This is a genomic window from Shimia sp., assembly GCF_965227725.1.
Classification (GTDB): Bacteria; Pseudomonadota; Alphaproteobacteria; order Rhodobacterales; family Rhodobacteraceae; genus Shimia.
Genome location: NZ_CBDDGH010000005.1, coordinates 624,559 through 636,476 on the forward strand (window position 1 = coordinate 624,559; position 11,918 = coordinate 636,476).

The 11,918-nt window shown below is 58.4% G+C and carries 13 protein-coding genes and 1 tRNA gene; 11 read left to right on the forward strand and 3 right to left on the reverse strand.

Translation table 11 applies throughout. The features are described 5' to 3' along the window. The first annotated feature begins 50 nt into the window (after positions 1–50). Both ACO07T_RS13290 and ACO07T_RS13295 read left to right on the forward strand, forming a co-directional pair. Positions 51–1,871 carry a glycerophosphodiester phosphodiesterase family protein gene (locus tag ACO07T_RS13290; RefSeq protein ID WP_422049814.1) on the forward strand — a complete coding sequence of 607 codons (1,821 nt, stop codon included), beginning with the start codon at positions 51–53 and terminating at the stop codon, positions 1,869–1,871. After that, positions 1,858–2,427 carry a hypothetical protein gene (locus tag ACO07T_RS13295; RefSeq protein ID WP_422049815.1) on the forward strand — a complete coding sequence of 190 codons (570 nt, stop codon included), beginning with the start codon at positions 1,858–1,860 and terminating at the stop codon, positions 2,425–2,427. Before ACO07T_RS13290 ends, ACO07T_RS13295 begins: the two co-directional genes overlap by 14 nt. Before the next feature lie 8 nt (positions 2,428–2,435). Here the strand turns inward: ACO07T_RS13295 and ACO07T_RS13300 are convergent, their stop codons facing one another. Genes ACO07T_RS13300 through ACO07T_RS13310 form a run of 3 tightly spaced genes read right to left on the reverse strand, consistent with a single transcriptional unit; the run spans position 2,436 to position 3,921 of the window. Then, a complete protein-coding gene (locus ACO07T_RS13300; protein ID WP_422049816.1) occupies positions 2,436–3,017 on the reverse strand; it encodes an HD domain-containing protein in 582 nt (193 codons plus the stop codon). Continuing rightward, positions 3,014–3,265, reverse strand: a complete 252-nt coding sequence (locus ACO07T_RS13305) for a hypothetical protein (protein ID WP_209062900.1) — start codon at positions 3,263–3,265, stop codon at positions 3,014–3,016. Before ACO07T_RS13305 ends, ACO07T_RS13300 begins: the two co-directional genes overlap by 4 nt. Beyond that, positions 3,265–3,921 carry an alpha/beta hydrolase gene (locus ACO07T_RS13310; RefSeq protein ID WP_209062898.1) on the reverse strand — a complete coding sequence of 219 codons (657 nt, stop codon included), beginning with the start codon at positions 3,919–3,921 and terminating at the stop codon, positions 3,265–3,267. The genes ACO07T_RS13305 and ACO07T_RS13310 overlap by 1 nt, the downstream gene beginning before the upstream one ends. A gap of 161 nt (positions 3,922–4,082) precedes the next feature. Here ACO07T_RS13310 and ACO07T_RS13315 point away from each other — a divergent pair, with 161 nt between their 5' ends. The 9 genes from ACO07T_RS13315 to ACO07T_RS13355 all read left to right on the forward strand — a co-directional run bounded on the left by ACO07T_RS13315 (position 4,083) and on the right by ACO07T_RS13355 (position 11,704). Then, positions 4,083–4,547, forward strand: coding sequence for an Rrf2 family transcriptional regulator (locus ACO07T_RS13315; protein WP_422049817.1), 465 nt, complete (start codon positions 4,083–4,085; stop codon positions 4,545–4,547). After that, positions 4,544–5,587 (forward strand): cysteine desulfurase family protein, encoded by a 1,044-nt coding sequence (locus ACO07T_RS13320; protein ID WP_422050506.1) that lies wholly within the window; start codon positions 4,544–4,546, stop codon positions 5,585–5,587. Before ACO07T_RS13315 ends, ACO07T_RS13320 begins: the two co-directional genes overlap by 4 nt. Positions 5,588–5,623: 36 nt before the next feature. Continuing rightward, positions 5,624–7,147 carry a Fe-S cluster assembly protein SufB gene (gene sufB / locus ACO07T_RS13325; RefSeq protein ID WP_422049818.1) on the forward strand — a complete coding sequence of 508 codons (1,524 nt, stop codon included), beginning with the start codon at positions 5,624–5,626 and terminating at the stop codon, positions 7,145–7,147. A gap of 98 nt (positions 7,148–7,245) precedes the next feature. Beyond that, positions 7,246–8,001, forward strand: coding sequence for a Fe-S cluster assembly ATPase SufC (gene sufC, locus ACO07T_RS13330; protein ID WP_209062892.1), 756 nt, complete (start codon positions 7,246–7,248; stop codon positions 7,999–8,001). Next, entirely contained in the window at positions 8,001–9,287 is a 1,287-nt protein-coding gene (sufD, locus tag ACO07T_RS13335; protein WP_422049819.1) for a Fe-S cluster assembly protein SufD, read from the forward strand. Before sufC ends, sufD begins: the two co-directional genes overlap by 1 nt. Continuing rightward, positions 9,287–9,772, forward strand: coding sequence for a YIP1 family protein (locus ACO07T_RS13340; protein ID WP_422049820.1), 486 nt, complete (start codon positions 9,287–9,289; stop codon positions 9,770–9,772). Before sufD ends, ACO07T_RS13340 begins: the two co-directional genes overlap by 1 nt. Next, on the forward strand, positions 9,769–10,350 hold the full coding sequence (locus ACO07T_RS13345; RefSeq protein ID WP_209062889.1) for a YIP1 family protein: 582 nt from the start codon (positions 9,769–9,771) through the stop codon (positions 10,348–10,350). The genes ACO07T_RS13340 and ACO07T_RS13345 overlap by 4 nt, the downstream gene beginning before the upstream one ends. Position 10,351: 1 nt before the next feature. Further along, positions 10,352–11,572: a cysteine desulfurase gene (locus ACO07T_RS13350; protein WP_422049821.1), complete on the forward strand. Its 1,221-nt coding sequence runs from the start codon at positions 10,352–10,354 to the stop codon at positions 11,570–11,572. Positions 11,573–11,627: 55 nt separating this feature from the next. Next, a tRNA-Arg gene (locus tag ACO07T_RS13355) sits at positions 11,628–11,704 on the forward strand. Positions 11,705–11,918: the final 214 nt, after the last annotated feature.

The window sequence follows — 11,918 nt, forward strand, 5'->3', positions numbered from 1 at the left end:
AAGGATACCATGTGGCCATTGATTAACGCCATTGGGAGCCTGAGCCGCATATGACAACAGAAGTCTTAAGACATTATGGCGACTCCTGGCGCTTGCGGGTGCCTTTTGTGAAATCCCATCTGGTTTTCAATCTGCTGTTGGCAGCTGTGTTCACGCCGATGATGGCAGGTGCGATTTTTCTGGCCTTGAAGCTCTCCGGCAAACCGGCGCTCGCGGATTTTGATATCGCGTATTTCCTGCTTTCTCCGGTGGGGTTTGTGGCCGGTCTTTTGTTGATTGGCATGGTGCTTGTGCTGCTGACGCTGAACCTGTCGTTCATGATGGCGGTGGCGCTCAGAGACCGGGTGGGCAAATCACACGGGCTTTGGGATGGCATCGATCTGGTGATGCCGCGCTTGCCTGCGGTGCTGGGGCTGGCGGTGCAGATTGCGCTGAGGCTGCTGGCGCTTGCCGTGCCTTTTCTCGCGGTGGCAGGGCTGGCGTTTTGGTATTGGCTGAGCGCCTATGACATCAACTATTACCTCAGCACGCGCCCGCCGGAGTTTCAGCGTGCCGTTTTGGTGATCGCCGCGACGCTGGCTGTCATGGCAGGGGTGATGCTGTGGCGCAGTTTGGGCTGGGTGCTGTCGCTGCCGTTGGTGCTGTTTGAGAGCATGGCGCCAGCAGACGCGATCAGAGAGAGCAAAGGGATGATGACCGGCAAGCGCATGGCGTTTGCGGTTCAGATCATTGCATGGGCGCTGATTGGCGCGCTGGTGAGTGCGCTGGTGCTTGGCCTTGTGGCGTTTGGGCTGCAAGCGGGGCTGCATATGCTGTCTGAGAACCTGCGTGCAACTGCGGCTTTCTTATTGGTTTCAGTTGCTTGCTGGTCACTTTTGAATTTGCTCCTGACGTCCTGGACCACCGGAGCACTGGCGGTGACCTTTTTGGATGCCGCCGAGTGGCCTGACAGCAAGGCAGAGCGCCAAGCGCTTGCGCCGCGCGGGCTGTTGATCGCGGTGGTCGCTGTGGCCGCCGGGTCTGCGGGTCTTGGCGGTGCGGGTGTGCTGGAGCTGGCGCGCGTTGATCAGACACGGCCGGTGGCGGTGATTGCCCATCGCGGCGCAGCGGGTGCGCGCCCGGAAAATACCATGGCTTCAGTGATGAAGGCGATTGAGGATCAGGCTGACTGGATCGAGATCGACGTGCAGGAAACCGTCGATGGCGCGGTAGTGGTGATGCATGACAGCGATTTCATGAAGCTTGCGGGCAATCCCATTAAGATCTGGGACGCGACACTGGCGGATCTGGAGGAGATCGACATCGGCAGCTGGTATGATCCGGCTTTTGCGACAGAGCGCGTGCCGCTGTTGCGCGATGTTCTTTTGGCGGCCAAAGACAAGGCCGGGGTGATCATTGAGCTGAAGTACTACGGCCATGATCAACAGCTGGAGCAGCGTGTGGTCGATATTGTCGAAGAGACCGGCATGGTGGAGCAGGTGCAGTTGATGTCGCTGAAATATGATGCGGTGCAAAAGATGCATGGGCTGCGCCCGGAATGGTCTGTGGGACTGCTGGCCTCGGCCGCGCTTGGCAATATGTGGAAGCTGGATGCGGATTTTCTGGCGGTGAACAGCGCGACCGTGTCGCTTGATCTGGTGAAATCCGCGCAGGCGGTGGGCAAGCCCGTCTATGTCTGGACGGTCAATGATGCGCTGTCGATGTCTGGCATGCTGTCGCTGGGTGTGGACGGTTTGATCACGGATGAGCCTGCCTTGGCGCGGCAGGTGCTGGCCGAGCGCAAGACGCTGAGCGGCATTGAGCGGGCGATCCTTGGTATGGCCGGGCGCATTGGGCTGGATCTGCCGGAGCAGGGCGATGAGGATGCTTAAACGGCTGAGCCTGTGCCTCGCGGCTGCATTTGTGCCGGGGCACATGAGTTTCGCGGATGAGCGCGATGCGGCGCGGTTTTCCTTTCCGGCCAAGGTGGAAATCTGGCGGCACAGCCGATTGGAATTGGTGCGGGACAGCGATCCAGATGCATTGCAGCCCTTCACCACAGATGGGTGTTCGGGGGGCATGTCCGCTGCTTGGGAGGCGCTGGCAGAGCAATCGCCCTGGTTTTATGAGGTCTTTGAAACGCAGGCGCCGTGGCATGTCTGCTGTGTGACCCATGATCGGGCGTATCATCTGGGCGGCGATGATGCTGCGCCGGAGGCCGGTTACTGGGCGCGCCTGCAGGCGGATGAGGCGCTGCGCAGCTGTGTGCAAGACGTCGGGCAACGCGACAGTGCGGCCTTGGCGGCGCAATACGGGCGCGATGCTGAGGAAGTGGCGGCGATCATCACTTTTGTCAGTCAGCGGATGTATGAGGCCGTGCGCCTTGGCGGGTGGCCGTGCTCAGGGCTGTCCTGGCGCTGGGGCTATGGCTGGCCGCAATGCTGGTGAGCTGCGCTTTAGGCGCGTCCGTCAAACCACGCGGCAATGCGGGCCTTGAGATGATCCCAAATCGCGGGCGCGCCTTTGGCCACTTTCCAGCCGACGCGGTCTTCAAGCTGCTGGCGTGTGACGTTGTATTCAGGCCACGTGCCGCCGTCGGTTTCCAGATTGCCAATCACCGGTTGAACTCGATCAATGCTTTTGGCAAAGACCGCGTCATCACTTTCGGCGGCTTCAAATTCATCCCATAAGGCACGGAATTCATTGGCTTGATCGGCAGGCAAAAGACCGAAGATGCGATCTGCGGCGGCGCTTTCGGCGGCCTCCATCGCGGCAATGTCATGATCGCCATGGATGGGGCTGTCACCCACATCGATTTCCACAAGATCGTGGATCAGCAGCATGCGGATGACGCGGTCGATGTTGATGTCACGATTGGCGTGTTCAGCCAGGATCATCGCATAAAGCGCGATGTGCCAGCTGTGGCTGCCGCTGTCTTCTTTGCGGTGGCCATCGAGCACCTTGGTGGCCCGATATACAGATTTGAGTTTGTCCGCCTCAGTCAGAAAGGCAATTTGCTGGCTGAGACGATCGCTCATGTGGGCTTTGTTTCCGCTGCTGCTTTGGCCGCGCGGGCGGCTTTGACTTTGTTCACCAGAAAGGCGCGCGCTTTCTCTTCCGACATGCGCACGCGGATCTCGGTCAGAAAGGCCTCTTCAAGAGACTGCGAAGACGCCGCCAGCATATTTCCAACTTCCACAAAGAGGCGCTCATCACCCAGCTCTTTCTGGGCTTTGAGAGTGTCTTCGGCAAGTTTGGCCGCCAGCGTCTCCAGCGAAGAGCTCATCAGCGGGTGCTTTCCGTCAGGCGGCGCTTCACGTAGTCGGTCACATTGCCGGTGAGTTGATCCATATACTCATCGGTTTCAAAGAAGTGGCCGGCACCGTCGATTTCGGTGTGCGTGATGGTGATGCCCTTTTGCTCGTGAAGCTTGTTCACAAGCGTATGGGTTTCTGCCGGAGGCGCCACACGGTCGTTCTTGCCGTTGATGATCAGACCAGAGCTCGGGCAGGGCGCGAGGAAGGAGAAATCATACATGTTGGCGGGCGGGGCCACGGAGATGAAGCCGGTGATTTCCGGACGGCGCATCAGAAGCTGCATGCCGATCCAGGCACCAAAGGAGAAGCCAGCAACCCAGCAGTGCTTGGAATTGTTGTTCATCGACTGCAGATAGTCGAGTGCGGAGGCCGCATCAGACAGCTCACCCACGCCCTGGTCGTATTCGCCCTGAGACCGGCCAACACCACGGAAGTTAAACCGCAGAACGGTGAACCCCATGTTGTAGAATGCGTAGTGCAGATTGTAGACGACCTTGTTGTTCATCGTGCCGCCAAATTGCGGATGCGGATGCAATACGATGGCGATGGGGGCGTCTTTTTCTTTCTGCGGGTGGTAGCGGCCTTCGAGGCGGCCTTCTGGTCCTGGAAAAATCACCTCAGGCATGTTTGTCGTCAATCTCCCTCAGAAAGGTGCCCGGGAATTCTTGACGAAATCCCTCTATCACCTTAGAACGCTTCTAAATCGTGTGGCGCTTGTGCGCCGTGCAGGTTCTAGCGACTTAAGCTCAGAAGTGGCCGAGGTCAATCAGTTCGAAGGGGTCTGTCATGAAACTGTCGACAAAAGGACGCTATGCGGTGGTTGCGTTGGCGGATATTGCATTGCGGCCGCCAGAGAACCTCGTGAGCCTCAATGAGATTGCGAAGCGTCAGGACATTTCGCTGCCGTATCTGGAGCAGCTGTTTGTAAAGCTGCGCCGGGCCGGGCTGGTTGAATCTGTACGTGGCCCGGGTGGCGGGTATCGTTTGGCACGCAGCGCGTCTGAGATTCGGACAGCGGATATTCTGGCGGCGGTGGATGAAACCGTGTCGGCACTGCACACCGGTGCCGGAGCGAGCGGTGGCTCCAGCGGATCGCGGGCACAGTCGATGGCCAACCGCCTTTGGGAAGGCCTGTCGGCACATGTCTATGTGTTCCTGCATCAGACTCGCCTGTCTGACATCGTTCAGAACGATCTTGCGCCATGTCCGGCGGTCCCAACCTTGTTTGCGGTTGTGGATGAAGAAGCCTGATGCGCGCCTATCTGGATCATAATGCCACCACGCCGATCCGGCAGGAGGCCAAGGACGCGATGATCGCGGCGATGGATGTGGTGGGCAACCCATCCTCCGTTCACGCCGAAGGGCGCGCGGCCAAGAGCCTTCTGGAGCGGGCGCGGGCAGAGATCGCGACAGCCTTTGGCGCGGACGGGGCGGATGTGATTTTCACCTCCAGCGCCACCGAGGCGGCGGCTTTGGCGCTGCGTGGGCGCGCGTTGCTGGGTGCGGATGTGGAACATGATGCTGTAGCGGCCTGGACCTCTGGCACCTTGCCTGTGGATGGCGACGGACGCGTAGTGATCACTGACCCGAGCCAAAGCTGCGTGCAGCTGGCCAATTCGGAAACCGGCATTGTGCAGGATCTGCCCGAAGGGCTGGCGGTCAGCGATATGACGCAGGCCTTTGGCAAGCTGCCGCTGGCGTTTAACTGGAGCGGCGCGCAGATGGCGCTGATTTCGGCCCATAAACTAGGCGGCCCCAAAGGCATTGGCGCGCTGGTGGTGAAACGCGGCACCGATGTGCCTGCGCAGCTTTTGGGCGGTGGTCAGGAAATGGGCCGTCGTGCGGGCACCGAAAACATCATTGGCGCAGCGGGCTTTGCCGCCGCAGCGAGCGCCGCGGCACGTGATCTGGCCAACGGCGTTTGGGACCACGTGGCCGAGCTGCGCGATATGTTGGAGGCACGTCTTGCGAGCGAGACCTCTGACACCATCTTTGTGGGGCAGGGTGCAAAACGTCTGCCCAACACAAGCTGCATTGCGACCCCCGGCTGGAAGGGAGAGACGCAGGTCATGCAGATGGATTTGGCAGGCTTTGCGGTGTCTGCCGGTTCAGCCTGTTCGTCGGGCAAAGTCCGGGCGAGCAAGGTGCTGACCGCAATGGGGTTTGATGAACCCACAGCCGCGAGTGCAATCCGGGTCAGCTTGGGGCCCGTAACAACAGAGAACGATGTGATGGGGTTTGCCGATGCTTGGCTCTCCGTCCAGAGGAAACACCTTGCCCGTTCTGCATAAGAACACGGCAGGGCAGCGAACACATAGGAGTAGCAGATGGCGGCAATCGACCAGACGCAAGTAAAAGAAGGCGTCGATCAGGAAACCGTAGATGCCGTGCGCGAAGTGGGCGGCAAATACAAATACGGTTGGGAAACCGAGATCGAAATGGAATACGCCCCAAAAGGGCTGACCCCTGACATCGTTCGCCTGATTTCCGAGAAGAACGAAGAGCCTGAGTGGATGACCGAATGGCGGCTTGAGGCGTATCAGCGCTGGCTGACCAAGGAAGAACCCGATTGGGCGATGCTGGACTATCCTGAGGTGGATTTTCAGGATCAGTACTACTATGCGCGCCCCAAAAGCATGGAAGAGAAGCCGAAGTCTCTGGATGAGGTGGATCCCAAGCTGTTGGCCACTTACGAAAAGCTCGGTATCCCTCTGAAAGAACAGATGATTTTGGCGGGCGTTGAAGGCGCTGATAACGCCCCTGCAGAAGGCCGCAAGGTGGCTGTGGATGCGGTGTTTGACTCTGTTTCCGTGGGCACAACCTTCCAGAAAGAACTGAAAGAAGCGGGTGTGATCTTCTGCTCGATTTCCGAGGCGATCCGCGAGCATCCTGAGCTGGTGAAGAAATACCTCGGCTCCGTGGTGCCTGTGAGCGACAACTTCTATGCGACGCTCAACAGCGCGGTGTTCTCTGACGGCTCGTTTGTTTATGTGCCGCCCGGTGTGCGCTGCCCGATGGAGCTGTCCACCTATTTCCGGATCAACGCGGAAAACACCGGCCAGTTTGAGCGCACGCTGATCATCGCGGACAAAGGCTCTTACGTGTCTTATCTGGAGGGCTGTACCGCGCCACAGCGAGACACCAGCCAGCTGCACGCCGCCGTGGTGGAAATCATCATCGAAGAAGACGCTGAGGTGAAATACTCCACCGTTCAGAACTGGTATCCCGGGGATGAGAACGGCAAAGGCGGTATCTACAACTTTGTGACCAAGCGCGCGGATTGCCGTGGCGATCGTTCCAAAGTGATGTGGACACAGGTGGAAACCGGCTCTGCTGTGACCTGGAAATACCCGTCCTGCATTCTGCGTGGCGATGACAGTCAGGGCGAGTTCTACTCGATTGCGATCACCAACAACCACCAGCAGGCCGACACCGGCACCAAGATGATCCATCTGGGCAAAAACACCAAATCGCGCATTGTCTCCAAAGGCATCAGCGCAGGTGTGGCGCAGAACACCTATCGCGGTCTTGTCTCCATGCACCCGAAAGCCAAGAACAGCCGGAACTACACGCAATGTGACAGCCTGCTGATCGGCGACAAATGCGGGGCGCACACGGTGCCTTACATCGAGGTGAAGAACAACTCTTCCCGTGTGGAGCATGAGGCGACAACCTCCAAGGTGGATGATGAACAGATGTTCTACTGCCGCCAGCGGGGCATGGACGAGGAAGAGGCCGTGGCGCTGATCGTGAACGGCTTTGCCAAGGAAGTGCTTCAGGCGCTGCCGATGGAATTCGCCATGGAAGCGCAGCAGCTTGTGGCGATCTCGTTGGAAGGCTCTGTGGGCTGATACGGCCTGTATGAGGGCGCGGCGGCACAAAAGCGGCGCCTTCTCCCCAAAAGTTATGACCGGGCGCGCGCGCTCGAAGAAATTCTGAGGAATAGAAAATGTTGGAAATCAAAGGCCTGAAGGTCAAACTGGAAGAAGAAGACAAGCAGATCCTGAAAGGTGTGGATCTGAAAGTGGAAGCGGGCAAGGTGCATGCGATCATGGGCCCGAACGGCTCCGGCAAATCCACCCTGTCCTATGTTTTGTCCGGCAAAGACGGCTATGAAGTCACCGACGGCGAAGCGACCCTTGAGGGCGAAGACCTGCTGGAGATGGAAGCGGAAGAGCGCGCGGCGGCTGGCCTGTTCCTTGCGTTCCAGTATCCGGTGGAGATCCCCGGTGTTGGCAACATGACCTTCCTGCGCACCGCGGTGAATGCACAGCGCAAGGCGCGTGGCGAAGAAGAGCTCTCTGCGGCGGACTTCCTCAAAGAGGTGCGTGCCAAAGCCAAGACTCTGAAGATCGATGCGGATATGCTCAAGCGTCCGGTGAACGTGGGCTTCTCCGGTGGTGAGAAGAAGCGTAACGAGATCCTGCAGATGGCGATGCTTGCGCCAAAGATGTGCATCCTTGATGAGACCGACTCCGGTCTGGATGTGGACGCGATGAAGCTGGTGTCTGAGGGTGTGAACGCGCTGCGTGATGAAGGCCGTGGTTTCCTTGTGATCACCCACTACCAGCGTCTGCTGGACCACATCAAACCGGACGTTGTGCACATCATGGCAAACGGCCGCATCGTGAAGACCGGTGGCCCAGAGCTGGCGCTGGAAGTAGAAAAGAACGGCTATGCCGACATTCTGGCGGAGGTGGCATAATGGCCGCTTTGGCAAAGAAACAAGAGGCAACGGCGGCGCGGCTGGACGGGCTGAGCCTGCCAGCCGGTGGCCAGTGGGCCACTGAGGCACGTGAGGCGGCGCTGAGCCGTCTCAAGGAGATGGGCCTGCCGGATCGTCGCGACGAATACTGGAAGTTCACCCGCCCTGACACGCTGACCCAAGCAGAGGCGCCCGAGGCGGCTGTGTTTGAAACCGGTGAAGCACCGCTGTTTGACAATTTTGACCGCATCAAAGTGGTCTTTGTGGACGGTGTGTTTGACGCGGATGCCTCCGATGAACTGGCCGGTGAAGGCCTGAGCATCGAGCGTCTGGCGGATGTGGCCAGCAAGGACATTCACTGGGCCAAAGACCTTTATGGGCATCTGGAAGCCAAGGGGCAGGATCCGGTTGAGCGCCCGATGGCGGCCATGAACACGGCCTTTGCCACCGACGGTGTGGTGATCCATGTGACCGGCAAGGTGAGCAAGCCTGTGAACCTGATCTACCGCCACAAGGAAACCACTTCTGACGCGATCCTGCACCATGTTGTAAAACTGGACGCCGGTGCGGAAGTGACCATCCTTGAAAACGGCCCGGCAGCGGCGCGTTTCAACAAATCCATGGAAGTGGATGTTGCGGATGGGGCGGCGTTCCACCATGTGCGGGCGCAGGGCCGTGATCACGAGCGCCGTGCGGTGACACATCTGTTTGGGCGTCTGGGCACTGAAAGCGTGTTCAAATCTTTCACGCTGACTGTGAATGGCCGTCTGACCCGCAACGAAGCGGTGCTTGAGCTGACCGGGGATGATGCGGTGGCTCATGTGGCAGGTGCCTGCCTTGGCGATGGTGACTTCCACCATGATGACACGGTGTTTGTGACCCATGATGCGCTGAACTGTGAAAGCCGTCAGGTGTTCAAGAAGGTGCTGCGCAATGGCGCGGTTGGCACCTTCCAGGGCAAGATCCTCGTGAAAGCAGGCGCACAGAAGACCGATGGCTATCAGATCAGCCAGTCACTTCTGCTGGATGAAGACAGTCAGTTCCTCGCTAAGCCAGAGCTTGAGATCTACGCGGATGATGTGGCCTGTTCACACGGCTCCACCTCCGGTGCGATCGACGAAGATGCGCTTTTCTATCTGCGCGCGCGCGGCGTGCCCAAAGACATTGCCACCGATCTGTTGGTGATGTCCTTTGTGGCCGAAGCGGTGGATGAGGTCGAAAGCGAAGAGCTGCGTGAGGCGCTGATTGAGCGTCTGCAAGGCTGGCTGGAGCGTCGTCACCACTGATGTCAATCACGCAAGACATTGTTGCGAGCTATCGCGCACCACGCCCTGTGGTGCGCAGATTGCTTGCAATGGGAGAACGAGAGGATCGCGCTTTCGCGATCCTCATGGCCGCTTGCGCGGTCATTTTTGTATCGCGCTGGCCTGCGCTTGCGCGACAAGCTCATTTTGAGCAGATCGAGCTGAACCCGCTTCTGGGGGGCAGCCTTTTTGCGCTTTTGTTCATTTTGCCGCTCTGTGCCTATGTTCTGGCATATGTGACACATCTGATCCTGCGCACCGTTGGGCGCAAGCAAAGTGCCTTTGGTGCGCGTATGTCGCTGTTCTGGGCGATGATCGCCACCGGCCCGCTCTATCTTTTGGTGGGGCTTGTGGAGGGCTTCATCGGTGAGGGCACCGCCTTGACCATCGTGGGGGGCTTGTGGTTTGCGGTGTTTCTGTGGATCTGGTTTTCCGGATTGATTGAGGCGGGCAGGGTAGACGCATGAAAGACCAATTGAGCGCTTTGTTCTGGCTCACGATCCGTGACCCTGCGGAAGCGGCCCTGGCAATCATGAGCCGCCCTGTGGCCCGCCAAATTGGCTGGATGATCCTGTTTCTGGGCATCCTGCTGAACGTGTTTGCTCATTTCCTGACGCTGGCCATTTTCCCCGCGCCGGAAGAGTTTGCCACACCTTTGCTGAATGCGCCGTTCCTCTATGCTTTTGCCATGGGTGGCGGTCTGATTGTGCTGATCTTTGCCTTCTTCTGGGGCGGTCGTGCGATTGGCGGACGCGGGCGGTTTGACGATCTGCTGCTGGCCATGGGCTGGCTGCAGTATATGCGTTTCGTGGTTCAACTGTTTGTTCTTATCCTCATGGTTTTGCTGCCAAACTTCGCGTTGCTGCTGTCGCTTGGCGTGGGGCTTTATTCGATCTGGATCGTGTTGCATTTCGTCAATGTGATCCATGGCATTGGCAGCCTCGGCAAAACCTTTGTGCTGCTGCTTTTTACCTCATTGGGCCTTGTGCTCGGAATGACCATGCTGCTGTCACTGACCGCCGCAACCGCAATTGGGATGTCCTAACATGTATGACGTCAATAAAATCCGCGCTGATTTTCCGATCCTCAGCCGTGAGGTGAATGGAAAGCCGCTGGTGTATCTGGACAATGGGGCCTCCGCGCAAAAGCCCAAGGTGGTGATTGATGCGGTCACGCAGGCCTATGCCGATGAATACGCCAATGTGCACCGCGGTCTGCATTATCTCTCCAATCTGGCGACCGACAAATATGAGGCTGTGCGGGGCATCATTGCCAAGTTCCTGAACGCCAAGAGCGAGGATGAGATTGTCCTGAACTCCGGCACCACCGAAGGCATCAATATGGTGGCCTATGGCTGGGCCATGCCGCGTATGGAAACGGGCGACGAGATCGTCCTGTCGGTGATGGAGCACCACGCCAATATCGTACCGTGGCATTTCTTGCGCGAGCGACAGGGTGTGGTGATCAAATGGGTGGATGTGGACGCAACCGGCGCGCTGGACCCGCAGGCGGTGATTGACGCGATCGGCCCCAAGACCAAGCTGGTCGCCATCACGCAGTGTTCCAACGTTCTTGGCACCATGGTGGATGTGAAAACCATCACCGCAGCAGCCCATGAAAAAGGCGTTCCGGTGCTGGTGGATGGCTCTCAGGGCTCGGTACACACACCTGTGGACGTGCAGGACATCGACTGCGATTTCTATGCGATCACCGGGCACAAGCTTTATGGCCCGTCCGGCTCTGGCGCGATCTACTGCAAGGCAGAACGCATGGCGGAGATGCGCCCCTTTATCGGGGGCGGCGACATGATCAAGGAAGTCAGCAAAGAGGCTGTCATCTACAATGATCCGCCAATGAAGTTTGAAGCAGGTACACCGGGCATTGTGCAGACCATCGGTCTGGGCGTGGCGCTGGAGTATATGATGGATCTCGGCACGGAGAACATCGCAGCACATGAGGCCTCGCTGCGGGATTATGCAGTGCAGAAGCTCTCCGGGCTGAATTGGCTGCAGGTGCAGGGCACAACGGCGGATAAGGCGGCGATCTTCAGCTTTACGCTGGACGGCGCGGCGCACGCGCATGACATCTCCACCATTCTGGACAAGAAAGGTGTGGCTGTGCGGGCAGGGCACCACTGTGCCGGGCCGCTGATGGATCATCTGGGCGTGTCGGCCACCTGCCGTGCCAGCTTTGGCCTTTATAACACCACAGAAGAGGTGGATGTGTTGGTGGACGCGCTGGAACTCGCCCACGAACTCTTTGCGTAAGCAAGCATTTTGCGATTGCGGGGCGTAGCCACACTGGCTATACCCCGTTTTGGAAGCACCCATAGCTCAGCTGGATAGAGTGTCGCCCTCCGAAGGCGAAGGTCGAAGGTTCGAATCCTTCTGGGTGCGCCATTTCCCCTACTAAAAACTCTCGTGAACCGAATCTGCGACTCGCCCTAATGGGGTGTTTTTGTGGCAGTCAGATCGATTGTGTCAGCCAGGTTGAGGCAGTGAGTCGCTCGCGTGTTTAGAATGTGGCAAGAATTGGGCGATCAGCATCTTCTTAAAATTTTGACAATAGGATGCAATTCTCTGGCGAATTGTTGCACTTTGAAAATCATATTAT

Coding starts and splice junctions, on each gene's coding strand:
- ACO07T_RS13290 (WP_422049814.1), top strand. CDS start 51: ATGACAACAGAAGTCTTAAGACATTATGGCGACTCCTGGCGCTTGCGG.
- ACO07T_RS13295 (WP_422049815.1), top strand. CDS start 1,858: ATGAGGATGCTTAAACGGCTGAGCCTGTGCCTCGCGGCTGCATTTGTG.
- ACO07T_RS13300 (WP_422049816.1), bottom strand. CDS start 3,017: ATGAGCGATCGTCTCAGCCAGCAAATTGCCTTTCTGACTGAGGCGGAC.
- ACO07T_RS13305 (WP_209062900.1), bottom strand. CDS start 3,265: ATGAGCTCTTCGCTGGAGACGCTGGCGGCCAAACTTGCCGAAGACACT.
- ACO07T_RS13310 (WP_209062898.1), bottom strand. CDS start 3,921: ATGCCTGAGGTGATTTTTCCAGGACCAGAAGGCCGCCTCGAAGGCCGC.
- ACO07T_RS13315 (WP_422049817.1), top strand. CDS start 4,083: ATGAAACTGTCGACAAAAGGACGCTATGCGGTGGTTGCGTTGGCGGAT.
- sufB (WP_422049818.1), top strand. CDS start 5,624: ATGGCGGCAATCGACCAGACGCAAGTAAAAGAAGGCGTCGATCAGGAA.
- sufC (WP_209062892.1), top strand. CDS start 7,246: ATGTTGGAAATCAAAGGCCTGAAGGTCAAACTGGAAGAAGAAGACAAG.
- sufD (WP_422049819.1), top strand. CDS start 8,001: ATGGCCGCTTTGGCAAAGAAACAAGAGGCAACGGCGGCGCGGCTGGAC.
- ACO07T_RS13340 (WP_422049820.1), top strand. CDS start 9,287: ATGTCAATCACGCAAGACATTGTTGCGAGCTATCGCGCACCACGCCCT.
- ACO07T_RS13345 (WP_209062889.1), top strand. CDS start 9,769: ATGAAAGACCAATTGAGCGCTTTGTTCTGGCTCACGATCCGTGACCCT.
- ACO07T_RS13350 (WP_422049821.1), top strand. CDS start 10,352: ATGTATGACGTCAATAAAATCCGCGCTGATTTTCCGATCCTCAGCCGT.